At 68.5% G+C, this 23,675-nt stretch carries 16 protein-coding genes and 1 pseudogene; 5 read left to right on the forward strand and 12 right to left on the reverse strand.

The features are described from left to right. Nucleotides 1–9 precede the first annotated feature (9 nt). From ACAM51_RS20825 to ACAM51_RS20850, 6 genes are all read right to left on the reverse strand, one after another. Nucleotides 10–834 carry an ABC transporter ATP-binding protein gene (locus ACAM51_RS20825; RefSeq protein WP_369641731.1) on the reverse strand — a complete coding sequence of 275 codons (825 nt, stop codon included), beginning with the start codon at nucleotides 832–834 and terminating at the stop codon, nucleotides 10–12. Between the two features lie 217 nt (nucleotides 835–1,051). Further along, the gene (locus ACAM51_RS20830; protein ID WP_218293599.1) at nucleotides 1,052–2,086 is read right to left on the reverse strand and encodes an ABC transporter substrate-binding protein; all 1,035 of its coding nucleotides are present in this window, start codon (nucleotides 2,084–2,086) and stop codon (nucleotides 1,052–1,054) included. A gap of 350 nt (nucleotides 2,087–2,436) precedes the next feature. After that, complete coding sequence (locus tag ACAM51_RS20835) at nucleotides 2,437–4,743, reverse strand: NADP-dependent malic enzyme (protein ID WP_218293600.1); 2,307 nt, start codon at nucleotides 4,741–4,743, stop codon at nucleotides 2,437–2,439. Between the two features lie 375 nt (nucleotides 4,744–5,118). Then, entirely contained in the window at nucleotides 5,119–6,606 is a 1,488-nt protein-coding gene (locus tag ACAM51_RS20840; protein WP_218293601.1) for a nucleobase:cation symporter-2 family protein, read from the reverse strand. Between the two features lie 211 nt (nucleotides 6,607–6,817). Further along, nucleotides 6,818–7,507, reverse strand: coding sequence for a GntR family transcriptional regulator (locus tag ACAM51_RS20845; protein WP_369641732.1), 690 nt, complete (start codon nucleotides 7,505–7,507; stop codon nucleotides 6,818–6,820). A gap of 38 nt (nucleotides 7,508–7,545) precedes the next feature. Next, nucleotides 7,546–8,826 carry a C4-dicarboxylate transporter DctA gene (locus ACAM51_RS20850; protein WP_218293603.1) on the reverse strand — a complete coding sequence of 427 codons (1,281 nt, stop codon included), beginning with the start codon at nucleotides 8,824–8,826 and terminating at the stop codon, nucleotides 7,546–7,548. 243 nt (nucleotides 8,827–9,069) lie between these two features. Between ACAM51_RS20850 and ACAM51_RS20855 the strand changes: the two genes are divergently transcribed. Further along, nucleotides 9,070–10,410: a glycerate kinase gene (locus ACAM51_RS20855; protein ID WP_369641733.1), complete on the forward strand. Its 1,341-nt coding sequence runs from the start codon at nucleotides 9,070–9,072 to the stop codon at nucleotides 10,408–10,410. Nucleotides 10,411–10,482: 72 nt separating this feature from the next. On the opposite strand, the gene ACAM51_RS20860 is transcribed toward ACAM51_RS20855, so the two are convergent. Next, complete coding sequence (locus ACAM51_RS20860) at nucleotides 10,483–11,412, reverse strand: LysR substrate-binding domain-containing protein (protein WP_369641734.1); 930 nt, start codon at nucleotides 11,410–11,412, stop codon at nucleotides 10,483–10,485. Nucleotides 11,413–11,533: 121 nt separating this feature from the next. Between ACAM51_RS20860 and gcl the strand changes: the two genes are divergently transcribed. The 3 genes from gcl to glxR are packed head-to-tail and all read left to right on the forward strand — an operon-like array spanning nucleotide 11,534 to nucleotide 15,105. Further along, entirely contained in the window at nucleotides 11,534–13,324 is a 1,791-nt protein-coding gene (gene gcl / locus ACAM51_RS20865) for a glyoxylate carboligase (RefSeq protein WP_369641735.1), read from the forward strand. Between the two features lie 36 nt (nucleotides 13,325–13,360). Further along, the gene (gene hyi, locus ACAM51_RS20870; RefSeq protein WP_369641736.1) at nucleotides 13,361–14,140 is read left to right on the forward strand and encodes a hydroxypyruvate isomerase; all 780 of its coding nucleotides are present in this window, start codon (nucleotides 13,361–13,363) and stop codon (nucleotides 14,138–14,140) included. 50 nt (nucleotides 14,141–14,190) lie between these two features. Continuing rightward, on the forward strand, nucleotides 14,191–15,105 hold the full coding sequence (gene glxR, locus ACAM51_RS20875; RefSeq protein ID WP_369641737.1) for a 2-hydroxy-3-oxopropionate reductase: 915 nt from the start codon (nucleotides 14,191–14,193) through the stop codon (nucleotides 15,103–15,105). A 109-nt stretch (nucleotides 15,106–15,214) separates the two neighbouring features. Here glxR and ggt read toward each other — a convergent pair whose 3' ends face one another. After that, nucleotides 15,215–16,999 (reverse strand): gamma-glutamyltransferase, encoded by a 1,785-nt coding sequence (gene ggt / locus ACAM51_RS20880; RefSeq protein WP_218341471.1) that lies wholly within the window; start codon nucleotides 16,997–16,999, stop codon nucleotides 15,215–15,217. A gap of 237 nt (nucleotides 17,000–17,236) precedes the next feature. Next, a pseudogene (locus ACAM51_RS20885) lies at nucleotides 17,237–17,944 on the reverse strand (GNAT family N-acetyltransferase); the annotation flags it as partial. Between the two features lie 141 nt (nucleotides 17,945–18,085). On the opposite strand from ACAM51_RS20885, the gene ACAM51_RS20890 reads away from it, so the two are divergent. Beyond that, entirely contained in the window at nucleotides 18,086–19,600 is a 1,515-nt protein-coding gene (locus tag ACAM51_RS20890; RefSeq protein ID WP_369641738.1) for a PLP-dependent aminotransferase family protein, read from the forward strand. A 63-nt stretch (nucleotides 19,601–19,663) separates the two neighbouring features. Here the strand turns inward: ACAM51_RS20890 and ACAM51_RS20895 are convergent, their stop codons facing one another. From ACAM51_RS20895 to uraD, 3 genes are all read right to left on the reverse strand, one after another. Then, nucleotides 19,664–20,341 (reverse strand): IPTL-CTERM sorting domain-containing protein, encoded by a 678-nt coding sequence (locus tag ACAM51_RS20895; protein ID WP_369641739.1) that lies wholly within the window; start codon nucleotides 20,339–20,341, stop codon nucleotides 19,664–19,666. Between the two features lie 316 nt (nucleotides 20,342–20,657). Further along, nucleotides 20,658–21,899: an ArgE/DapE family deacylase gene (locus ACAM51_RS20900; RefSeq protein ID WP_369641740.1), complete on the reverse strand. Its 1,242-nt coding sequence runs from the start codon at nucleotides 21,897–21,899 to the stop codon at nucleotides 20,658–20,660. Next, nucleotides 21,896–23,674: a 2-oxo-4-hydroxy-4-carboxy-5-ureidoimidazoline decarboxylase gene (uraD, locus tag ACAM51_RS20905; protein ID WP_369641741.1), complete on the reverse strand. Its 1,779-nt coding sequence runs from the start codon at nucleotides 23,672–23,674 to the stop codon at nucleotides 21,896–21,898. The genes ACAM51_RS20900 and uraD overlap by 4 nt, the downstream gene beginning before the upstream one ends. Nucleotide 23,675 lies beyond the last annotated feature (1 nt).

Genomic DNA, 23,675 nt, shown 5'->3' on the forward strand with positions numbered 1-23,675 from the left:
CGGATCAATCTATTGCTGGAGGGGCGCGTCGGCCTTGCGCAGGGCGCCGATGTGGCCGCGCAGCTCGTGCACGATGTCGGTGAATTCCTTGGTGTAGGTGATCTCCAGCTCGCGCGGGCGCGGCAGCTCGATCTCCTTCCTGACGACGAAGCGGCCCGGGCTCTTGCTCATCACGTACACCGTGTCGGCCAGGAAGACCGACTCGCGCAGGTCGTGGGTGACCAGGATCACGTTGAACCGCTGTTCGGTCCACAGGTCGCGCAGGATGCACCAGAGCTCCTCGCGCGTGAACGCGTCGAGCGCGCCGAAGGGCTCGTCGAGCAGCAGCATCTTGGGCTCGTGGATGAGCGCGCGGCAGATGCTGGCGCGCTGCTGCATGCCGCCAGACAGCTGCCAGGGGAACTTGTCCTCGTAGCCGGCCAGGCCCACCTTCTGCAGCAGGCGGCGCGCGCGCTCCTCGTACTCCTTGCGCTTTTGCTTGAAGCTGCTGCGGTACGGCTCCACGATCTCCAGCGGCAGCAGCACGTTGTCCACCGTGGTGCGCCAGGGCAGCAGCGAAGGGGCCTGGAAGGCCATGCCCGAGATCTTGAGCGGGCCGGTCACGGGCTGGCCGTCGATGAGGATCTTGCCCATCGACGGCATCTTCAGGCCCGTGGCCAGCTTCATGAAGGTGGACTTGCCGCAGCCCGAAGGACCGACGATGGCGATGAACTCGCCGCGCCGCACCTGCAGGTCGATGGCCTCGACGGCGAAATGGTTCTGCGCGCGCAGCTCGTCGTTGTAGGTGAGCCAGACGTCACGAAAATCCACGAAATATGAATCGGCAGCCTGCATCAGGTGTCCGTAAATAAAGGTTGCGCACCGGGCCGGGCGAGCGGCCCATGCATTTCAGTTTTCAATAGCGCCGAGCGCCACCCACCCCGCACGAAACTGGCGAGGCTCAAGCCAGCGCCCCCGTGCAAGGACCGCCCCGCCGCATGGGGGCGGCCCCCTCCGGGATTGCGAAGCCATGTGAGAGAGGGGAAAGGCGCGAAGCGACTCAGGGTGTGTTTCACTTCTTGGGCAGGATGTTCAGCTCGGCCGCGCCGGGCAGGAAGCTGGCGTTCCACACATCGTCGGCGTTCACGCGCGTCTTGGTGTTGAACGCATCCGACACCTGCGAGGCCATCAGCGACAGGCGGCCGGGCTTGGCCTGGCCAAAGCCCTCGGCGCGCGCGTCGGGGCTGTTGATCACGGTGTCGATGGCCAGTTGCAGGCGGCGCGTTTCCAGCGGCACGTTCACGATGCCGTCGCGCGCCTTCACGTGCTCGATGGCCGCCCCGGGGTTGGCGATCACTTCCTTGGCGCCCTTGGCGAAGGCCGAGAGGAAGGCCTTGATGGCCGCGGGGTTCTCCTTGATGAGCTTCGGCGACGCGATGATCACGTTGCCGTAGAGCTTCACACCGAAGTCGGCATAGGGCAGCACCACCACGTCGGCCGCCTTGGCGCCACGCGCCTCCAGGTTCAGGAGCGAGGTGAAGGTGAAGCCGGTGATCGCGTCCACGTCGCCGCGCACCAGCATGGTCTCGCGCAGGGGTGGGTCCATGGCGGTCCATTGCACGCTGCCGATGGCGTTGGCCTTCTGGAAGATGGGGAACGCGCGGCGGCCCGCGTCGAACACGGGTGCGCCCAGCTTCTTGCCCGCCAGGTCGGCCGGCTTGGCGATGCCGCTCTTCTTGAGCGCCATCACGGAGGCGGGCGTGTTGTTGTAGACCATCATCACCGCCACGGGCTTGTTCTGCGCGTCGGGATTGTTGGCGTGGAACTCCATCACGGCGGCCAGGTCGGCAAAGCCCATGTCGTAGGTGCCCGAGGCCACGCGCTGCACGGCGCCGCCCGAGCCGTTGCCGGCATCCACCGTCACATCCAGGCCCGCCGCCTTGAAGTAGCCCTTGGCCACGGGCTGCAGGAAGAGCGCGGCGGGGCCTTCAAAGCGCCAGTCGAGCTGGAACTTGATCGGCGTGGGCGTTTGCGCCTGGGCCAGCGAGAACAGGCCGGTGGCGGCCATCATCAGCACGGTGGTTTGCAAGAACGAGCGTTTTTTCATGGGGGCTCCTGTCAGAAGACGGCAAGGGACGCGGCGAGCGAAGAACAAGGACGAAGAAAGAAGAACAAGAAGGGCAGGCGAGAGGGAAGGGCAACACGGCGACCGACCGGTGGGGCCGGGCGCGCGGGGCCCATGCCGTCAGGGTCAGCAAAAACGATGCCCGCTTTGGTGGTTGTAATGTCAGGCAGCGGACCATTGTTCACCGAAGCGGTGCAGGCGCGCATGCAGGGTTTCCCGAAATGGTGCGCCGCAGGCACACCCGCCGGCCGCTCCGGCGCTGAAGGCCCCGCCACGGTGCATGCCGGGGGGCTGGCAGGCGCCGCGGGCATTGCACCCGCGGCGCGGTGCCCTTACTTGGGGCGTGCCGCCGCGCTGGCCACGGCCAGCGCCGTCATGTTGAACACGCGGCGCACGGTGGCGGCGGGGGTGAGGATGTAGGCCGTGGCCGCACCGCCCATGAGGATGGGGCCCACGGTCACGCCGCCGCTGGTCGTGGTCTTGAGCACGTTGTAGAGGATGTTGGCCGCGTCCAGGTTGGGGCAGATCAGCAGGTTGGCCGAATCGGTGAGCGTGGAGTCCGCCATGTAGGCGTTGCGGATGTTGGGCTCCAGCGCGGCATCGCCATGCAGTTCGCCGTCGCATTCGATCCCGGGGTGGGCGGCCACGAACAGGTCGCGCGCCTCGCGCATCTTGCGGGCCGAGGCGCGCTTGGACGAGCCATAGCTGGAGTGCGACAGGAAGGCGACCTTGGCCGGCAGGCCAAAGCGTTGCACCTCCTGCACCGACATCCAGGCGATGTCCGCCAGCTGCTGGGCCGTGGGGTTCTCGTTCACATAGGTGTCGGCGATGAAGAGCGTGCCCCGGTTGGTCATCAGCGCGTTGAGCGCGGCGTAGTCGTTCACGCCCTCCTCGCGGCCCAGGATGCTGTGGATGCGCTCCAGGTGCGTTTCATAGGTGCCCACCAGACCGCAGATCATGGCGTCGGCATCGCCCAGGGCGACCATCAGCGAGGCGATGATGGTGTTGGAGCGGCGCACGGCGGCCTTGGCCACCTCGGGCGTGGCGCCGTTGCGCTTCATGAGCTGGTGGTAGTGCTCCCAGTACTGGCGAAACCGGGGGTCGTCCTCGGGGTTGCACACTTCCACGTCCTGTCCCAGGCGCATGCGCAGGCCGGCCTTCTCGATGCGGGCGGCGATGACGGCGGGGCGGCCGATCAGGATGGGCACGGCGATCTTGTCGTCGATGGCCATCTGCGCGGCACGCAGCGCGCGCTCGTCCTCGCCGTCGGCATAGGCCACGCGCTTTTGCGCGTCCGGCAAGGCCTTGGCCGCGTTGATCACGGGGCGCATCAGCATGCCGGTCTGGTAGACGAAGCGCGACAGGGCCTCCTTGTAGGCCTCCATGTCGGTGATGGGGCGCGTGGCCACGCCCGATTCGGCCGCGGCCTTCGCCACGGCGGGCGCGATCTTGAGGATCAGGCGCGAGTCGAACGGCGTGGGGATCAGGTAGTCCGGGCCGAAGGTGAGCTCCTTGCCCGCATAGGCGCTGGCCACCTCTTCGCTGATGTCGGCCTTGGCCAGGTCGGCGATCTGGCGCACGCAGGCAAGCTTCATCGCCTCGGTGATCTTCGTGGCGCCGCAGTCGAGCGCGCCCCGGAAGATGTAGGGGAAGCACAGGACGTTGTTGACCTGGTTGGGATAGTCCGAGCGGCCCGTGGCGATGATGCAGTCGGGGCGGATGGCCTTGGCGAGTTCGGGGCGGATCTCGGGCTCGGGGTTGGCCAGGGCCAGGATGATGGGTCTGTCGGCCATCGTCTTGACCATCTCGGCCGTGAGCACGCCGGGGGCCGAGCAGCCCAGGAAGACATCCGCGCCGTGGACGGCGTCGGCCAGCGTGCGCGCGTCGGTCTTCTGGGCGTAGCGCGCCTTGGATTCGTCGTAGCCGCCGGGGCGGCCTTCATAGATCACGCCCTTGGAGTCGCACATGAAGATGTTTTCCACCTTCACGCCCAGGCCCACCATCACGCCCACGCAGGCAATCGCGGCCGCGCCCGCGCCCGAGACGGCGATCTTCACCGCGCCGATGTCCTTGCCCACCAGCTCCAGGCCGTTGAGCAGCGCGGCGCTGGAGATGATGGCCGTGCCGTGCTGGTCGTCGTGGAAGACGGGAATGTTCAGCCGGTCGGACAGCTGCTTTTCGATGTAGAAGCACTCGGGCGCCTTGATGTCCTCGAGGTTGATGCCGCCCAGCGTGGGTTCCAGCGCGGCGATGATCTCCACCAGCTTGTCCGGGTCGCGCTCGGCCAGTTCGATGTCGAACACGTCGACGCCCGCGAACTTCTTGAACAGGCAGCCCTTGCCCTCCATCACCGGCTTGCCGGCCAGCGGGCCGATGTCGCCCAGGCCCAGCACGGCGGTGCCGTTGGTGATCACGCCCACGAGGTTGCCGCGCGAGGTGTAGTCGAACGCCTTGGACGGGTCGGCCTGGATGTCCAGGCAGGGGTAGGCCACGCCGGGCGAGTACGCCAGCGACAGGTCGCGCTGGTTGGACAGGGGCTTGGTGGGAGTGACCGAAATCTTGCCCCGGCTGGGATTGCGGTGGTACTCGCGCGCGGCGTCGCGCAGGGCCTCTTCGGCGGCGGAAAGTGTCTGGGTCATACGGAAATCCTGGAGATGCTCAGCAAAATGCCAAATGAGCTTACCCCATGGCAGGAGGCGCCGGAATGGGGGTTAATGCCTTCATTGCATGGAATCCGCCCCTCGCGGGATACCGGCCGCCCGGACGCGCGCCGGGCCCGTGGAGGGCCCGCGCAGCGGCAGGGGCAGCGCGGGCCGGGCGTGGGCGGGGCTTGCGCGGGCTGCGGGCTTCCACGTCGCCACTGTGCACGCCGTTGCGGAGGCACCCTGCGTTGCGCGTTCGGCCGCCCATTCCACCTGCCTTGGTCACAGGTGTTTTGCTGCGGCGGGGCCCGGCTGCCCGATGCCGCAGGCCCGCCCCCGCGCCGGGGTGGCGCGCGGCCGCGGGCCCCTCCATCAATGTGCGTCGGCCTGGCGGGCCGCATTCACGGCGGCCGAGGTGTCGCGGCTGGCGCCATTGAAGAACACATTCAGCGCCACGGCCGTGATCGAGGCCAGCAGGATGCCGGATTCGATGAGGGGGTGGATGGCGTGTGGCATCCACTGGCGGAAGTTGGGAGCGATCAGCGGGATCATGCCCACGCCGATCGACACCGCCACGATCATGGCGTTGAAGCGGTTGTTCTTGAAGTCCACGCCGCCCAGGATGCGGATGCCCGTGGCGGCCACCATGCCGAACATCACCAGGCCCGCCCCCCCCAGCACCATGGTGGGCAGGGACTCCACCAGCGCCGCCATCTTGGGCAGCACGCCCAGCACGATGAGGATCACGCCGCCCGCCACGCAGACAAAGCGGCTCTTGACGCCCGTGACCGCCACGAGCCCCACGTTCTGCGAGAAGCTGGTGTACGGAAAGGTGTTGAAGATCCCGCCCAGCAGCGTGCCCAGGCCGTCGGTGCGCAGTCCGCGCGTGAGCGCGTTCTGGTCGATCTTGCGGTCGGTCATCTCGCCCAGCGCCAGGAACATGCCCGTGGATTCGATCATCACGACGATCATCACGAGGGTCATCGTCAGGATCAGGATGGGGTCGAACACGGGGCTGGCGATCTCGAAGGGCAGGACCAGGTCGAACCACTGGGCCTTGGCCACCTTCTCGAACGACATCAGCCCCATGGCCACGGCCACCACGGCGCCGATGACGATGCCCAGCAGCACCGAGATGTTGGCGATGAACCCCTTGGCGAACTTGGCGATCAGCAGGATGGAGACCAGCACCAGGGCCGAAATGCCGACGCCCGTGAGGTCCGCGTAGCGCGGGTTGGGCACCGTGGGCACCACGGCGAATCCCTTGGGGACGGGGGGCAGCGACGAGCCCGGAGCGCCCGCCGCGGACTGCATCTCGGTGAGCCACTTGAGGTGCTCGGGGTTCACCATGCTGGGGGCCGTGGGGCCCACCGGGTTGCCAAAGATCCAGTTGATCCCCACGCGCATGAGGCTGATGCCGATGGTGGCAATGATGGTGCCGGTGACCACGGGGGGGAAGAACCGCAGCATGCGGCTGACCAGGGGCGCGATCAGGATCGAGATGACCCCCGCGCCGATCACCGAGCCGAAGATCAGCCCGGCGCCGGCCGTGCCGCCCGTGCTCTGCGCCATCGACACCATGGGCGCGACGGAGGCGAAGGTCACGCCCATCATCACCGGCAGCTGGATGCCGAACCAGCGCGACGCGCCCAGGGCCTGGATCAGGGTGACGAGCCCGCAGACGAACAGGTCCGCCGAGATGAGCTTGGCCACCTGGTCGGGAGTGAGGTTGAGGGCCCGGCCCACGATGAGGGGCACGGCCACGGCGCCGGCATACATCACCAGCACGTGTTGCAGGCCCAGGGCCGTGAGCCGGCCCACCGGCAAATGTTCGTCCACGGGATGTACGGGCGGGTGCATGGGAGGTTCCTTTGGGTTGACGGGGGTGTGGGGATTCAGGGGTGGAGACGGCGCATCAGATGGTGCACAGTTGTCCATACAAAAATCGTATACACATTAGCCCGGCCGTTGATCAAGGTAAACCCTAGGGCGTGCCAGGGCCTCGCGCGCCGCACGAAAAAAAGGAGCGGTCGGCCGGGGCCGCCGCAAGGGGGGCGGGGTGGCCCGGCCGCTAGGGACCGGCCGGCGCGCGCTTGCCCAGCGGTGTGAGCGAGTCGCGCAGGCGGTCCCTCACCAGGGGCTCGGTGGGGTTCAGCGCGCCTTCCACATGGCCGATGTGCGTGAGCATGCGTTCGCGCGCCAGGGCGGTGTCGCCGGCCTCCAGCGCCTGCACGATGGCCGCGTGTTCGGCGCAGGACTGGCTCGCCTCGTGCCGCGACTGGTAGAGCGACGCCGCCAGCGTGGTGCGCGCCGTGAGGTCGCGCAGGATGTCGCTGAGGCTGCGGTGGCCCATCGCCTCGGCCAGGCAGACATGGAAGTCCGCCAGCAGGAAGGCGCGCGTCGCGGCGTCGGCGCCCTCGATGGCCAACTGTTCCTGCGCGATGTGGGCGCGCAGGCGGCGCGTCACGGCCTGCAGCGGCCGGCCCGCGTCCGCCAGGATGCCCGACTCGATGATGCGCCGTGCCGAGAAGGCATCGCGCGCGTCCTCCACCGAGGGCTCCACCACATACCAGCCCCGGCGCGGGCGCACCTCGACGAAGCCGCGCGCCTGCAGCTGCATGAGGGCTTCGCGCACCAGGGTGCGGCTCACGCCGAAGAGATCGGCCAGTTCCTGCTCGCCCAGGCGCTCGCCCGGGGCGAGCTTCTGGGCGAGGATGGATTCCACCACCTGCTGGGTGATCTGGGTCTGGTTGATGCTCATGGCCGGATTGTCGCGTGGTGGGCGGGGGCGGAGCCCTGTCAGGCGCGCGGCAGCGGCGGCTCGCGGCCGTCCAGCACGGCGTGGGCCCGTTCGCGGTCGATGTCGCCTTCCCAGGCCGCCACGGCCACGGTGGCCACGCAGTTGCCGATCAGGTTGCCCAGGGCGCGGGCGATGCCCATGAACCAGTCCACCGACAGCACCAGCACGAGGCCGATGGCCGGGATGGCGGGAATCGCCTGCAGCGTGGCGGCCAGCACCACGATGGCCGAGCCCGGCACGCCGTGCGCGCCCTTGGACGTGACCAGCGAGATCGCCAGGATGGTGAGCAGGTCGGCCATCGAGATCGGCGTGTTCGTGGCCTGGGCGATGAACACGGCGGCCAGCGTGATGTAGATCGAGAAAGCGTCCAGGTTGAACGAATAGCCCGTGGGGATGACCAGGCCCACGGTCGAATCGCGGATGCCCAGGTGCTTGAGCTTGGCCATGATCTGCGGCAGCACGCTGTCGGACGAGGTGGTGGCGAACACCACGGCCAGCTCCTCGCGCAGGTAGCGCAGCAGCTTGAACAGGCTGAAGCCCGAGAAACGCATGATGAGGCCCAGCACCACCACCACGAACAGGAACACCGCCGCATAGAACAGCACCACCAGCATGCCCAGCTGCTTGAGCGAGCCGATGCCGTACTTGCCCACCGTGAAGGCGATGGCGCCCAGCACGCCCAGCGGCGCCAGCTTGATGATCAGGCCCATGGTCTTGAAGAGCACGTGCGACAGGTCTTCGATGAGGGTGGTGACCCGCGCGCCGCGCTCGCCCATCAACGCCAGCGCGCAGCCGAAGACGATGGAGAACAGCAGCACCTGTAGCACGTCGCCATTGGCGAAGGCGCTCACGGCCGTGGTGGGGATGAGCTTGAGCAAGAAGTCGCTGAAGCCGCCGCCAGTGAGCTTGCTCGCGTTTTCCGCATAGGCGCCCATGGCCTTGGGGTCGAGCGCCTTGGGGTCGATGTTCATGCCCACGCCGGGTTCGAACCAGAACGCGAGGGCCAGGCCGAGCACCAGCGCGATGGACGTGACGACCTCGAAGTAGATCAGCGACTTGACGCCCACGCGGCCCACGCGCCTGAGGTCGCCCGTGCCGGCGATGCCGTGCACCACCACGCAAAAGACGATGAGCGGAATCAGCATCTTGATGAGCTTGATGAAGCCGTCGCCCAGGGGCTTGAGCTGCACGGCGGTATCGGGCCAGAACAGCCCGACGGCCACGCCGGCAATCAGGGCCAGGATCACCCGGCCAAACAGGGAGTTGAGGAAGCGGAGCATGGGAAACCCTTTGAAAAGGAAGGAACTTGCATGGCGATCAATCTTGCATACAAGAACTGTAGACAAGTGCGGCCGCCCGGAACATGGGGTTATCCCGGGCTGGGGCCTGCCCGGGAAGGGGCCACGGTGCGCCCGCACGGGTGCGTGGAGCCCTGCCGCCGGCGTGGGCGGTTGAAGTTCTTTTGACTTGCGCGCGGGGTATCGCCGGGCGTGGTGCGCCACAATCGCCCGCGGAGACCACCCATGACCCGCAACGACCCCGTGCCCGATCCCGTCCGCCAGGGCGGAGACTTCCTCGAATACCTGTACCGCGTGGCCGTGCGCCGCGCGCTGCCGCTGCACAACACCGCAGCTTTCCTGCCCGCGCCGCCCAGCCGCGAGAGCGGCGGCCGCACCCTGGTGCTGGGTGCGGGCAAGGCCGGTGGCGCCATGGCGCAGGCCGTGGAGGCGCTGTGGCCCGCCGGCGCGCCGCTGTCGGGCCTCGTGGTCACGCGCTACCACCACACGCCGCCGCGCCCCGAGGGGCTGGCGCAGCGCATCGAGGTGGTGGAGGCCGCCCACCCCGTGCCCGACGCGGCGGGCCTGGCCGCCGCGCAGCGCATGCTCGAATGCACCCGGGGGCTGACCGGGAACGACCTCGTGCTGTGCCTGATCTCGGGCGGCGGCTCGGCCCTGCTCACGCTGCCGGCCGAGGGCCTGACGCTCGAGGACAAGCAGCGCATCAACAAGGCGCTGCTGGAGAGCGGCGCCGCCATCGACGAGATGAACTGCGTGCGCAAGCACCTCTCGCGCATCAAGGGCGGGCGCCTTGCGGCGGCCTGCGCGCCAGCGCGCGTGGTCACGCTCACCATCAGCGACGTGCCGGGCGACGACCCCTCGGTCATCGCCAGCGGCCCCACCGTGCCCGACGCCACGACCTGCGCGGACGCGCTGGCCATCCTGGCGCGTTATCGCATCGACATCCCCGACAGCGTGCGTGCCACGCTGGAGGCGGGTGATCTGGAAACCCCCAAGCCCGGCGACGCCGTGTTCGCAGGCCACGCCGTGCACATGACGGCCACGCCGCAGCAGTCGCTGGAGGCCGCGGCCGAGGCCGCGCGCGCGGCGGGCGTGCCGGCCTACATCCTCTCGGACGAGATCGAGGGCGAATCGCGCGAGGTGGGCAAGGTGCACGCCGCGCTGGCCCGCGCCGTGGCGCGCCACGGCCAGCCGTTCGCGCGGCCCTGCGTGATCCTCTCGGGCGGCGAGACCACCGTCACCGTGCGGCAGCGGCCACCTGGCGCCCCCAGGGGCCGGGGCGGCCGGGCGGGCGAGTTCTGCATGGGGCTGGCGCAGGCGCTGCAAGGGCAGGCGGGCGTGTGGGCGCTGGCGGCGGACACGGACGGCATCGACGGCGTGGAAGACAACGCCGGTGCCCGCGTCGCGCCCGACACCCTGGCGCGCGCTGCCGCGCAGGGCCTCTCCGTCACGGACCACCTGGACCGCAACGATGCCTATGGCTACTTCGATGCGCTGGGCGACCTCGTCATCACGGGGCCCACGCACACCAATGTCAACGACTTCCGGGCGATCCTGATTTTGTAGCGGCTCGCGCTTGTCCTGCCTGGGTTTCAAGCAAAAAATGCTTGAAACCGTTGACTGGAAAGCGCGGGCAGCTCACTTTTTTGACAAGCCTTCGCGCGGCAAGGACGCCACCCAGTCCTTGCCGAAGCGCCCCTGCAAAAACGCGACGAAGGCCTGCACCTTCTGCGGCACCAGGCGCGGCGACGGGTACACCGCATGGATCTCCTGCTCGGGCAGGCGGCAGGTCTTGAGCACCTCCACCACGCGCCCGGCGGCCAGCGATTCGACCGCCACGTAGTGCGGCAGCGCCGCGATGCCCATGTGCGCGCGCGCCGCCGCCAGCAGGGCCGAGAGGTTGTTGGAGCGCAGCCGCCCCGTGACGGGCACCGACACCGCCTCGCCGCTCGCATTGCGCAGCCGCCACAGGTCGTTGCCCTGCACGCTGCTGTAGATCAGCTTGGCGTGGTCCTTCAGGTCCGACGGCCGGCGCGGCGTGCCGTGGCGGCGCAGGTAGGTGGGCGAGGCCACCAGCACCCAGGGGTTCATGCCCAGCGTGCGCGCACCCAGGGCCGAGTCGGCGAGCTTGCCCAGGCGGATCGCCACGTCGATGCCCTGGGCCACCAGGTCGGTATAACGGTCCTCGAAGCTCAGGTCCAACTGCACCTGCGGGTTCTGCGCCATGAACTCCAGCGCCAGCGGCACCACCACGCGCCGCCCGAACGCGACCGAGCTGCCCACGCGCAGCTGGCCGTGCACCTGTGTCTGGCGCACGCGCACCACGCTCTCGGCCTCGGCCACATCGGTCACGATGGCCTTGCACTTTTCGTAGTACAGCGCGCCGGGCTCGGTCAGGCTCACGCCGCGCGTGTTGCGGTTGAGCAGCCGCACCTTCAGGTGCGCCTCCATGGCGGCGACCTGCTTGGTCACCGTGGGCTGCGTGGTGGCGAACTCCCGCGCCACCTTGGTGAAGCTGCCGGTCTCCACCACGCGCACGAACATCTGCATGGCATCGAGGCGGTCCATGGTCTGTCTCCTGTTGCTGTCCAGATTTATTCCTGGCTGGAATAAATTTTATGGTCCATCGCCACCTTCCGCCCAACGAGGGGCTTGCCTAAAGTTTGACCATCCACAAGGAGGTCAAGCAATGGCAAGAATGAAGGCAATCGAAGCGGCCGTGAAGGTGCTCGAGAAGGAAGGCGTGAGCGTCGCGTTCGGCGTGCCCGGCGCCGCCATCAACCCGCTGTACGCGGCGCTGAAGGCGCATGGCGGCATAGGCCACATCCTGGCGCGCCATGTCGAAGGCGCCAGCCACATGGCCGAGGGCTACACCCGCGCCGTGGCCGGCAACATCGGCGTGTGCATCGGCACCAGCGGCCCGGCCGGCACCGACATGGTCACCGGCCTGTACTCGGCCAGCGCGGATTCCATCCCCATCCTGTGCATCACCGGCCAGGCGCCGCGCGCCCGCCTGCACAAGGAAGACTTCCAGGCCGTGGACATCGCCACCATCGCCAAGAGCGTGACCAAGTGGGCCACCACGGTGCTGGAGCCCGCGCAGGTGCCGCAGGCGTTCCAGCAGGCGTTCCACCTCATGCGCTCCGGCCGGCCCGGGCCGGTGCTCATCGACCTGCCCATCGACGTGCAACTGGCCGAGATCGAGTTCGACCCCGACACCTACGAACCCCTGGTGCCCTACAAGCCCGCCGCCACGCGTGCCCAGATCGAGAAGGCGCTGGCCATGCTGAACGACGCCGAGCGCCCGCTGATCGTCGCGGGCGGCGGCATCATCAACGCCGATGCATCCGGCCTGCTGGTGGAGTTTGCCGAGGTGCTGGGCGTGCCGGTGATCCCCACGCTCATGGGCTGGGGCAGCATCCCCGACGACCACCCGCTCATGGCCGGCATGTGCGGCCTGCAGACCAGCCAGCGCTACGGCAACGCCACGATGCTGGCCAGCGACTTCGTGCTGGGCGTCGGCAACCGCTGGGCCAACCGGCACACGGGCTCGGTCGATGTCTACACCCGGGGCCGCAAGTTCGTGCACGTGGACATCGAGCCCACGCAGATCGGCCGCGTGTTCGCGCCGGACTTCGGCATCGTCTCCGATGCGGGCGCCGCGCTCAGGCTCTTCGTGGACGTGGCGCGCGAATGGCAGGCCGCGGGGCGCCTGAAGGACCGCAGCGGCTGGGCCGCCGAATGCCTGGGCCGCAAGCACAGCGTGGACTACCTGCGCAAGACCCACTTCGACAGCGTGCCCATGAAGCCGCAGCGCGTGTACCAGTGCATGAACCGCGCGCTGGGCAAGGACGTGTGCTACGTCTCCACCATCGGCCTGTCGCAGATCGCGGGCGCGCAGTTCCTGCATGTGTACCAGCCGCGCCACTGGATCAACTGCGGCCAGGCCGGCCCGCTGGGCTGGACGGTGCCCGCAGCCCTGGGCGTGCGCGTGGCCGACCCGGCACGCAAGATCGTGGCGCTGTCGGGCGACTACGACTTCCAGTTCATGATCGAGGAGCTGGCCGTGGGCGCGCAGTTCAAGCTGCCCTACCTCCACGTGCTGGTCAACAACAGCTACCTGGGCCTGATCCGCCAGGCGCAGCGCACCTTCAGCATCGACTACTGCGTCCAGCTCGCGTTCGACAACGTGAACATGGCCGAGGGCGAGGCGGCGCGCGGCTACGGCGTGGACCACGTGAAGGTGGTCGAGGGCCTGGGCTGCAAGGCCATCCGCGTGCACCGTCCCGAGGAGTTCGCGCCCGCCATCGCCCAGGCCGAGGCCTGGATGGCCGAGTACCGCACGCCGGTGGTCATCGAGGTGATCCTGGAGCGCGTGACCAACATCGCCATGGGCACCGAGATCGACAGCATCGTCGAATTCGAAGCGCTGGCCACGCAGCCGGCGGACGTGCCCAGCGCGCTCGCAGTGCTGGACTGACCCCACCATTTCCTGACTGATACCGGAGACCTGTTCATGCCCCGTTTCGCTGCCAACCTCAGCATGCTGTTCACCGAGGTGCCTTTTCTCGACCGCTTCGAGCGCGCCGCGCGCACCGGCTTCGAGGCCGTGGAGTTCCTCTTTCCCTACGAGTTTGCGGCGGAAGACATCCGCGAGCGCATCGACCGCCACCAGTTGCAGATCGTGCTGCACAACCTGCCCGCGGGCGACTGGGCCGCTGGCGAGCGCGGCATTGCCTGCCACCCCGCTCGCATCGTGGAGTTTCGCGCCGGTGTGGCCCAGGCCATCAGCTATGCCCAGGCGCTGGGCGTGCCGCAGCTCAACTGCCTGGCCGGCAAGGCGCCTGCGGGTGTGGAGGCACAGGTGCTGCGCTGCACCCTGGTCGACAACCTGCGCTTTGCCGCCACCGAGCTGAAGGCCGCCGGTCTGCGCCTGCTGATCGAGCCCATCAACCCGTTCGACATCCCGGGCTTTTACCTCACCCGCACGGACCAGGCGCTGGACCTCCTCGACGAGGTAGGCGCCGACAACGCCTTCGTGCAGTACGACATCTACCACGCGCAGCGCACCGAAGGCGAACTGGCCGCCACGCTGCAAAAGCACCTGCCGCGCATCGGCCACGTGCAGCTGGCGGACAACCCCGGCCGCCACGAGCCGGGCACGGGCGAGATCAACTACCGCTACCTGTTCGCACACCTGGACCGGCTGGGCTATGGCGGCTGGGTGGGCTGCGAGTACCGGCCCGCGCGTACCACGGAAATCGGCCTCGGCTGGCGCGCTGCGCTCACGGCATGACCCGGCACAGACCCATGGACGAATCACCACAACACAAGGAGAAAAAGAACATGACCGACACCCCCCTCAAAATCGGCTTCATCGGCCTGGGCATCATGGGTGCGCCCATGTGCGGCCACCTCATCGCCGCCGGCCACCAGCTGTACGTGCACACGCGCGGCCGCGTGGCGCCGCAGATCGCAGAGAGCAGCGCCACGCAGTGCACCACGGCGCGCGGCGTGGCCGAGCGGGCCGACATCATCTTTCTGATGCTGCCCGACACGCCCGATGTGGAGAAGGTGCTGTTCGGCGCCGACGGCGTGGCCCAGGGTCTGAAAGGCAGCACGGCCAAGGTGGTGGTGGACATGAGCTCCATCTCGCCCGTGGCCACCAAGGACTTCGCGGCGCGCACCGAGGCCGTGGGCGCGCAGTACCTGGACGCACCCGTCTCCGGCGGCGAGTTGGGCGCCAGGAACGCCACGCTGTCCATCATGGTCGGCGGCCCCGAAGCGGTGTTCGAGCGCGTCCGGCCGCTGTTCGAGCGCCTGGGCAAGAACATCACCCTGGTGGGCGGCAACGGCGACGGCCAGACCGCCAAGGTGGCCAACCAGATCATCGTCGCCCTGAACATCGAGGCCGTGGCCGAAGCGCTGCTCTTCGCCGCCCGCGCGGGCGCCGACCCGGCCCGCGTGCGCCAGGCGCTGCTGGGCGGCTTCGCGTCGTCAAAAATTTTGGAGGTGCATGCCGAGCGCATGATCCGGCGCACCTTCGACCCCGGCTTTCGCATCGGGCTGCACCAGAAGGACTTGAACCTTGCGCTGTCGAGCGCTCGGGCGCTCGGCGTGCCGCTGCCCAACACGGCCATGGCGCAGGAGCTGTTCAATGCCTGCGTGGCGCATGGCGGCCAGGGGTGGGACCACTCGGCGATGGTGCGGGCGCTGGAGAAGATGGCGAATTTCGAGATCGGGCAGGCAGTGCCGGCCTGATGCGGGCCGCCATGAAAAATCCCGCTGGCCTTTCGGCGAGCGGGATCTTTGAAAAAATGGCTGCCAGCGCTTGTCCATCAAGCGCGGTTAGCTATTGATTCAGGAGCAATCAATACCCCAGCGTCTTCCCATCCGGGTTGCGCGGGTCCGAGTATCCGTACAGCGCGCCGCCACGGATCTGGATGGTCTGCGTGCGGCCCATCGACGGCTTCACCGCGATGTTGTGGCCGCGCTGCTTGAGGAGCGCGATGGTGTCGGGCGAGAGGCCCTTTTCCACGCGCAGCTCGTCGGGTGTCCACTGGTGGTGCACGCGGGGGGCGGCAGCGGCTTCGGCGGGGTTCATGCCAAAGTCGATGGTGTTCACCACCGTCTGCAACACCGTGGTAATGATGCGCGCGCCGCCAGGGCTGCCGGTCACCAGCGTGGGCTTGCCGTCCTTCAGGACCAGGGTGGGCGTCATGGACGACAGGGGGCGCTTCTTGGCGGCCACCGCGTTGGCGTCGCCGCCGACGAGGCCGTAGGCATTGGCCACGCCGGGCTTGGCCGAGAAGTCGTCCATCTCGTTGTTGAGCAGGATGCCCGTGCCCTTGGCCACGATGCCGCTGCCGAAGTTGGTGTTGAGCGTGTACGTCACGGCCACGGCGTTGCCGGCCTTGTCCACCACCGAGTAGTGGGTGGTCTGGTCGCTCTCATACGGCTGGGGCTGGCCGGGCTTGATGCTCTTGCCGCTGCGCGCGGTGTTGGCGTCGATGCCCTTGGCCAGGGACTCGGCGTAGCGCTTGGAGGTCAGGCCCTTCAGGGGAATCTTCACGAAGTCCGGGTCGCCCAGGTACTCGGCGCGGTCGGCGTAGGCGAGCTTCATGCTCTCGGCCATGTAGTGGATGGTCTGCGCGCTGTTGGGGCCCCACTGGGCCAGCGGCAGGGGCTCCAGCATGTTCAAAATCTGCACCAGATGCGGGCCGCCGGAGGAGGGGGGCGGCATGGTCACGATCTCATAGCCCCGGTAGGTGCCGCGCGTGGGCACGCGTTCGGCCACCTTGTATTCGCGCAGGTCCTGCAGCGTGAGGGCACCGGCGTGTGGTGCCATCTCGGCGGCGATCTTCTGGGCGATCTCGCCTTCGTAGAACGCCTTGGCGCCCTGCTGGCCGATCAGGCGCATGGACTGGGCCAGGTCTTTCTGCACCAGGGCGTCGCCCACCTTCAGCGGCGCGCCGTTCTTCCAGAAGATGGCCTGGGTGGCGGGCCATTGGCCCATGTTCTTCTTTTCCTGCTGCAGGATCTTGGCCAGGGTTTCGCTCACCGGGAAGCCTTTGTCGGCCAGCTCGATGGCGGGAGCGATCACGCGCGACAGCGGCAGGGTGCCCCAGGTCTTGAGCGCATGCTCCATGCCGGCCACGGTGCCGGGCACGCCCACGGCGTAGTGGGTGTACAGCGACTTGCCGTCCACCACATTACCCTTGGCATCCAGGTACATGTCGCGCGTGGCCTTGATGGGCGCCACTTCGCGGAAGTCGAGCGCCACGCTCTTGCCGGTCTTGGCGTCGTGCACCACCATGAACCCGCCGCCGCCCAGGTTGCCCGCATTGGGCAGGGCCACGGCCAGCGCGAAGCCGATGCCCACGGCCGCGTCCACCGCGTTGCCGCCGGCTTTCAGGATATCCAGGCCGATCTGCGAGGCCAGCTCCTGCTCGGTGGCGACCATGCCGTTGCGCGCCACCACCGGGTGGAATACGTCCATGTCGAAGTCGTACGCGGCGCTGGCGGCCTGGGCCGAGGCCGTTTGCTGTACGGCGGGCGCGGGCGCCGCTGCCGTGGTGGGTGGGCTGCCGCAGGCCGTGAGGCTGGCCAGCGCCAGCGCCAGGCTGGAGGCCAGCAGCGTGTGTCGGATGTTCATGGGTGATGCTCCTGAGATGGTTTTTTGCTCTGTAGGAAGGGGAGGGCGGGTGGACCCTGTGAAGGGCGCCCGCGGCAAGTGTAGGGTGGGCCCGCGCTGCGTGCGGGCGGCGGGTTATGCCGATTGAGTATGCAGCCTGTGCATGCCCGTCATTCCCGCTTTCTGTGCAAAAGAATGCGGCACGGGGCCGCGCTCCTCGATGCCTCAGCGCGGTGGTTGCGAAGCCCCTGGGCCCAGTGATTCGCGCACCTGGGTCAGCGAGCGCCGCTGGCGCCCCTGCGCATCCTGGTTGCCTTCCGACAGCCAGGCCTCGAACGCCTGCCGCAAACCAGGCCATTCGGTGTCGATGATGGAAAACCAGGCGGTGTCGCGGTTGCGGCCCTTGTAGACCACGGCCTGGCGGAAGATGCCCTCGAACTGGAATCCCAGGCGCGCGGCGGTGCGCCGCGAAGGGGCATTGAGGCTGTCGCACTTCCACTCGTAGCGGCGGTACCCCAGCGTGTCGAACACGTAGGCCATGAGCAGGAACTGCGCCTCCGTGGAGGCGGGTGTCTGCTGGAGCAGGGGCGAAAACATCACGTTGCCGACCTCGATGGCGCCATGGGTGGGATCGATGCGCATCAGCGCCAGGGTGCCCACGGCCTTGCCCGTGGCCTTGTCCACCACCGCGAAGTGGCGCGGGTCGGTGCTGAGCGCAGCGGTGTGTGCGTAGCGGCCGTAGTCCTCGGGGGTGTCGAACGGGCCGGTGAACATGTAGGTCCAGGCGCGTGGGTCCGGCGCGAGCCGGTAGGCCGCATCCAGGTCGGCCGCGTGGCGGTCGGCCTGCAGCGGCTCCAGCTGGCAGTGGCGGCCCACCAGGGTGACGGCGCCGGGCTGGGGGCGGGGTGTCCAGCCGGGCACGGGGGTACCAATGGGCTGGGCGAGATCATTCATGGAGGTGGACATGGAATTGCGCGGTCGAAGGGTCAAAAAAAGAGAGGCTGAACCGGTAACTCTAGGATTCTTGTGGACCATTCAAAAGATCCACTCGTGCACAATCTGATGGTGCCACCGAGGCTGTGAACTGGTGGTTTTTCACCGGCCACCATGACCCCACGCCTCCCCGCCATCGACCCCGTCCGCCATGTCCTGCTGGAAGCCCCGCTGGTGCGTGACCGGCAGGGCGACTCGCTGCAGCGCCAGCTCCTGACCCGCATCCGCGATGCCATCCTGGATGGGCGCTTCCCTTCGGGCTGCCGCCTGCCGGGGTCGCGGGATCTGGCGGTGGACCTGGGCGTTTCGCGCAATAGCGTGACAGCGGTCTATGAGCAGCTGGGGGCCGAGGGCTATATCGCGCTGAGCCGCCGGGGCACCAAGGTGTCCGCGCTGGACCGCAGCCGGGCCCGGGGCCATGCAGACCCCGCACGCGCAGCGCCGCCCCGCCTGTCCGAGCGCGGCACGCGGGTGGTCAGCCGCTTTGCCGATGCGGCCGAGACCCTGGCTTTCAGGCCGGGCGTGCCGGCGCTGGCGCGGTTCCCCCTGAGCGCATGGAAGAGCTGTTTTGACCGCGCCTTCAAGGCATCTGGCGTGTCGGCCCTGGGCTATGGCAATCCGGCGGGCGAGCCCGCCTTGCAGGGCGCCATCATGCGGCACCTGGCGGTGGCACGCGGCGTGCGCTGCGAGGTGGGCCAGGTGGTCATCACCGAAGGCGCGCAGGAGGCGCTGAACCTGTGCGTGCGGCTGGTCACCAACCCGGGCGACACCGCCTGGGTGGAGGACCCGGGCTACCGGGGGGCGCAGACCGCCTTCCAGTGCGGAGACCTGAAGGTCGAAGCCCTGCGGGTCGATGGCGCGGGCCTGGTGGTGCCTGCCGATGCCTGGTCGGCGGCGCCGCCCCGGCTCATCTACACCACGCCGTCGCACCAGTACCCCACGGGCGGGGTGCTGCCCGTGGCCCGCCGGCTCGCGCTGATCCGGCAGGCGCAGGCCTGTGGCGCCTGGATCATCGAGGACGACTACGACAGCGAGTTCCGCCACGCGGGCGAACTCATTGGTGCCATGCAGGGCCTGGTGCCACAGGCGCCGGTGATGTACGTGGGCACATTCAGCAAGACGCTGTTCCCTTCCTTGCGGCTGGGTTTTGTGGTGCTGCCGCAGGCCTTGGCCGCAGCGGCCGCGCCGCTGCTCAAGGAGACCCTGCGCGGCGGGCATCGCCATGAGCAGCTGGCGCTGGCGGAGTTCATCGACAGCGGGCAGTTCAGCCGGCACCTGGGGCGCATGCGACGCCTGTACCGGGGCCGGCAGGCGCTGCTGCGCGATGCGCTGGCGCAGCACCTGGCCGTGCCCCATGCGGTGCTGGGAGGCGACAGCGGCATGCACCTCACGGTGCGCCTGCCGCCCGAATACCCCGACCAGGCGATTGCGGAGGCGGCCCGCGCCTACGACATGGCGCCGGCACCACTGTCGCGGTTTGCCCTGCGCGCTCGGCCCGAGGACAACGGCCTGGTGCTGGGCTACGGCAATACGTCCGAATCGCAGTACCCGGCCCTGGTGCAGCGGCTTTCGCGGCTGGCCCAGGCGCGGCGGGCACGGGTCCCTGGAGCCGCAGGGGCACCGGGTTGAACGGGACCTGTTCACGCGGCAAGGGGCACGCCCGCGCGCGCGTTTCGCGCGCGGGGCTCGGGGCTAAAGGGTTCTGCGGCGTACCGCTGCAAGGCCTGCAAGGCCCAGGATACTGGCGGCGAGGATGAGGCTCCACTCAGAGAGCGTTGGAACGGTGGCCGCCGCCGCAGAGGACCAGGACACCGTCGCGCCGCTCGCACGGGAAGCGCTGCCGTCTGCCACTTCGAGATCGCAGGAATCAGCGGTCCCGGCGGGAGAGGTCCCGAGGGCCGTGCATTGGTAGTTGTGCCCCCCTTGCGAGGTGCCGGTGATCACCATGAGCGAGGTCCGGTCATTGACCGCATGTGGTGACACGCCGGTTTCCCAGCGGCTGATCACGACGGCGGCATCGGTGACCGCGCCCGCCGCATCGGTCGTGACCTGCAACAGGTAGATGCGGGTGGCCGGATCCGCGCTGGAGTACGTGGTCAACCCATCGCTGAAGCTGAAGGATGTCACCAGGGCCGCGATGCTGGCCCCTGCCAGGTTAGCCGGCAACGGGCTGGCCGTGGTGAACGAACCCGAAACCCCCATGGCCAGCGTGAAGTTCTGGCACGGGCCCGTGGCGCAGGCCGCGTAGTCCACTTTGCTTGTGTAGTTGCCGGTGGATGCCGCGGTGTGCACCGTGGACTGCGCGTGGGCCCAGCTGGCGAAAAACAGGATGGCGGCCGCGCTGATCCAGCGTTGGAATTTGCTCTGCATTGGTATCCGATCTTGGGTGACTGATGGAGGGCCGGCCTGCCCCCTTTTTTGCTAGTGCGAAGGCACGGGCAATCCACCCTGGGGGTGGTGATGCCCCGAGGGCCAGGCGCTGTGCGGAAAGCGATGCGTTGGCAGCGCCGCGAATGGCCCTTGGGCATCGCAACGCATCTGCCAAGAAGAGGGTGAACAGGCCCTGGTGAATGGGCCAATGCATACTAGGTGATCTGCGCGAATCGCGAAAGCTTTTCCTGCGCAATGGGCTGGAGCGGCGCCAGCGCTTGTGCCGTGAGGCGCCGCGCTGTCTGGGGGCAGGACCCTAGGCCAGCAGGTCGCTCAGCGTGCGCGCGATCACCTTGGTGGCGCGGCGCAGGTCTTCGAGCTGCAGGCGCTCGTCGGCGCGCTTGGCGTGCGATTCGAGCACGGTGCGCGGGCCGGCGCCGTAGATCACGCCCGGGATGCCGCGCTCCACATACAGGCGCACATCGGTGTACAGCGGGGTGCCCACCGCGGGCACGGGCTCACCGATCACGGCCTGCGCATGCTTCTGGATGGCGTCCACCAGCGGCTGGTTGCCGGCCAGCGGGGTCATGGCGTTGGCCAGCAGCAGGCGCTTGATGTCCACGCTGATGCCCGCGCGCTCGCCCGCGGCCTGCTCGATCACGCGGCGGATGGCGGCTTCGACCTCCACCGGGTTCTCTTCGGGGATCATGCGGCGGTCGAGCTTGAACATCACCTTGCCGGGCACGACGTTGGTGTTGGTGCCGCCCTCGATGCGGCCCACGTTCAGGTACGGGTGCTTGATGCCCGCCACCTTGGACGTGACCTTCTTGTACTCGTCGTTCTGCGCATACAGTGCGTTCAGGATGTGCACCGCGCCCTGCAGCGCGTCCACGCCGGTGTGGGGCACGGCCGCGTGGGCCATCTTGCCGTGCACGGTCACTTCCATCTGCAGGCAGCCATTGTGGGCGGTGACCACTTCGTAGCTGAAGCCGGCGGCGATCATCAGGTCGGGCTTGGTGAGCCCCTTTTGCAGCAGCCAGCCGGGGCCGAGTTCACCACCGAATTCCTCGTCGTAGGTGAAGTGCAGTTCCACCGCGCCCCGCGAGGGCTTGGCGGCGGCTTCCAGCGCGCGCACCGCGAAGGTGAAGCTGGCGAAGTCGCTCTTGCTCACGGCGGTGGCGCGGCCGTACATGGCGCCGTCGACGATCTCGGCGCCGTAGGGGTCGTGCGTCCAGCCTTCGCCGGGGGGCACCACGTCGCCGTGGGCGTTCAGGGCAATGGTCTTGCCGCCGCTGCCGTACGGTCTGCGCACGATGAGGTTGGTGATGGATTCCATGCCGTAGGCCAACACGTCGGCGGCCGGCACGGCGTGCTTCTCGGCCTCGTAGCCGAAGTCCTTGAGCAATTCGGCCGTGCGCTCGGCGTGGGGTGCGTTGTTGCCGGGCGGGGTGTCGGTGGGCACGCGCACCAGGGCCTGCAGAAAGCGCACTTCCTCGTCGAAGTGCTGGTCGATCCAGGCGTCGAGAGCGGCGTAGGCGGTGGGGGTGTTTGTCGTCATGGTTGTTGTTCCTCGGCAAGTTGGCGCAGGACCTGGGTGAAGGCGTCCACGGCCAGCTGCATGTCGTTGTTGGTGGTGGATTCGAGCGGGTTGTGGCTGATGCCCGAGTTCAGTCCGCGCACGAAGAGCATGGCCTGGGGCATGATTTCGTGCAGCTTCATCGCATCGTGTCCCGCCCCGCTGGGCATGCGGAACACGGGCACGCCCAGCGTGTCCACGGCGCGCTCCCAGTGGTGCTGCCAGGCGGGCGCGCTGGGCGCGGCGGCGGCGCGCATGGATTCTTCCAGCGTGTAGCGCAGGCCGCGCCGGGCGGCGATCCTGGCGAGCTGCTCCCTCACGTCGTTCACCAGCGCGTCGCGCTGGGCGTCGGTGGGCGCGCGCAGGTCCAGGCTGAATTGGCAGCGGCCGGGCACCACGTTGATGGAGCCCGCGGGCACCTGCAGCTGGCCGATGGTGCCCACCGAGTCGCCGTCCTGCGCGGCGCGCTGCTCCACGTACAGCGCGAGTTCCGCCACGGCCACGGCGGCGTCGCGGCGGCGGTCCATGGGGGTGGTGCCGGCGTGGCTGGCGGTGCCGATCATTTCGCACAGAAACCGCACGCTGCCGTTGATGGAGGTGACCACGCCCAGGGGCAGGTCCAGCTCGTTGAGCACGGGGCCCTGCTCGATGTGCACTTCAATGAAACCCAGGTATTGCGCGGGGTCGCGCTGGAGCTTGGGGATGTCGTCGATGCACATGCCCGCATGCTGCATGGCCGCGCGCATGGTCACGCCGTCCACGTCCTTCTGGTCGAGCCAGGCGGGGTTGAAGTCGCCGATGAGCGCGCCCGAGCCGAGGAAGGTGGCCTTGTAGCGCTGCCCTTCCTCTTCGGCAAAGCCCACCACCTCGATGCCGAAGGGCAGCCGCCGGCCGGCGCGGTGCAGCTCACGCACGCAGGCCATGGGCACGAAGATGCCCAGGCGGCCGTCGTACTTGCCGCCGTTGCGCACCGTGTCGTAGTGCGACCCGGTGATGAGGTAGCGGGCCCCTTCCGTGGCCGGGTGGTAGCGCCCCACCACGTTGCCCACGGCGTCGATCTCCACTTCGTCGAAGCCGCAGTCGCGCATCCAGTGGCTGATGCGCTGGGCGCAGGCGCGGTGCGCGTCGGTCAGATACGTGACGGTGAGCTGGCCCTTTTCAGCGAAGCCGGGGTCGGAGTGTTCGGCCAGCTTTTCCTGCCAGTCCCACACGTCGTTGCCCAGCACGGGCTCGGCGGCGAACTTGTCGTTCAGGCGGATCTCGGCGATGCGGTGGATGTTGCGCAGGGCCTCGGCCAGTTCGAACTCGGGATGGTTGTCCAGGCGCCGCGCAAAGGTGTCGATGATCTCCTGCTTGGGCAGGCCCGTGCCGCGCGGCCCGCGCACCGCCAGGATGAACGGGAAGCCGAAGCGCTCGTTGTAGGCGGCGTTGAGCGCCTGGATGCGCGCGAACTCCTCGGGTGTGCACTGGGTGAGGCCCGCCTTGCTCTGCTCGTTGGTGGACTCGGCCGTGAGGTTCTTGGCCACCATCGCTTTGCCCGCCAGTTCCGGGTGGGCGCGGATCAGTGCCAGCTGCGCGTCCTGGCCCGCCGTGCGCACCACCTGGGCCAGCGCGTGCTGCAGGTGGGCCTGCGAGCGGAAGGGCCGCTGCGCCAGCGCCTGCTCGGCGATCCAGGGCGAGTGCTCGTACAGGCCATCGAGCAGCTGCAGGGCCTCGGCGCTGCTGGCGGCGTTGAGTTGTTCCAGTGTCAGGGCCATG

Origin of the sequence: Acidovorax sp. A79 (assembly GCF_041154505.1) — a bacterium.
Taxonomy (GTDB): domain Bacteria; phylum Pseudomonadota; class Gammaproteobacteria; order Burkholderiales; family Burkholderiaceae_C; genus Acidovorax.

Coding starts and splice junctions, on each gene's coding strand:
- ACAM51_RS20840 (WP_218293601.1), bottom strand. CDS start 6,606: ATGCACCCGCCCGTACATCCCGTGGACGAACATTTGCCGGTGGGCCGG.
- ACAM51_RS20830 (WP_218293599.1), bottom strand. CDS start 2,086: ATGAAAAAACGCTCGTTCTTGCAAACCACCGTGCTGATGATGGCCGCC.
- gcl (WP_369641735.1), top strand. CDS start 11,534: ATGGCAAGAATGAAGGCAATCGAAGCGGCCGTGAAGGTGCTCGAGAAG.
- hyi (WP_369641736.1), top strand. CDS start 13,361: ATGCCCCGTTTCGCTGCCAACCTCAGCATGCTGTTCACCGAGGTGCCT.
- ACAM51_RS20845 (WP_369641732.1), bottom strand. CDS start 7,507: ATGAGCATCAACCAGACCCAGATCACCCAGCAGGTGGTGGAATCCATC.
- ACAM51_RS20855 (WP_369641733.1), top strand. CDS start 9,070: ATGACCCGCAACGACCCCGTGCCCGATCCCGTCCGCCAGGGCGGAGAC.
- uraD (WP_369641741.1), bottom strand. CDS start 23,674: ATGGCCCTGACACTGGAACAACTCAACGCCGCCAGCAGCGCCGAGGCC.
- ACAM51_RS20860 (WP_369641734.1), bottom strand. CDS start 11,412: ATGGACCGCCTCGATGCCATGCAGATGTTCGTGCGCGTGGTGGAGACC.
- ggt (WP_218341471.1), bottom strand. CDS start 16,999: ATGAACATCCGACACACGCTGCTGGCCTCCAGCCTGGCGCTGGCGCTG.
- ACAM51_RS20890 (WP_369641738.1), top strand. CDS start 18,086: ATGACCCCACGCCTCCCCGCCATCGACCCCGTCCGCCATGTCCTGCTG.
- ACAM51_RS20900 (WP_369641740.1), bottom strand. CDS start 21,899: ATGACGACAAACACCCCCACCGCCTACGCCGCTCTCGACGCCTGGATC.
- ACAM51_RS20835 (WP_218293600.1), bottom strand. CDS start 4,743: ATGACCCAGACACTTTCCGCCGCCGAAGAGGCCCTGCGCGACGCCGCG.
- glxR (WP_369641737.1), top strand. CDS start 14,191: ATGACCGACACCCCCCTCAAAATCGGCTTCATCGGCCTGGGCATCATG.
- ACAM51_RS20895 (WP_369641739.1), bottom strand. CDS start 20,341: ATGCAGAGCAAATTCCAACGCTGGATCAGCGCGGCCGCCATCCTGTTT.
- ACAM51_RS20850 (WP_218293603.1), bottom strand. CDS start 8,826: ATGCTCCGCTTCCTCAACTCCCTGTTTGGCCGGGTGATCCTGGCCCTG.
- ACAM51_RS20825 (WP_369641731.1), bottom strand. CDS start 834: ATGCAGGCTGCCGATTCATATTTCGTGGATTTTCGTGACGTCTGGCTC.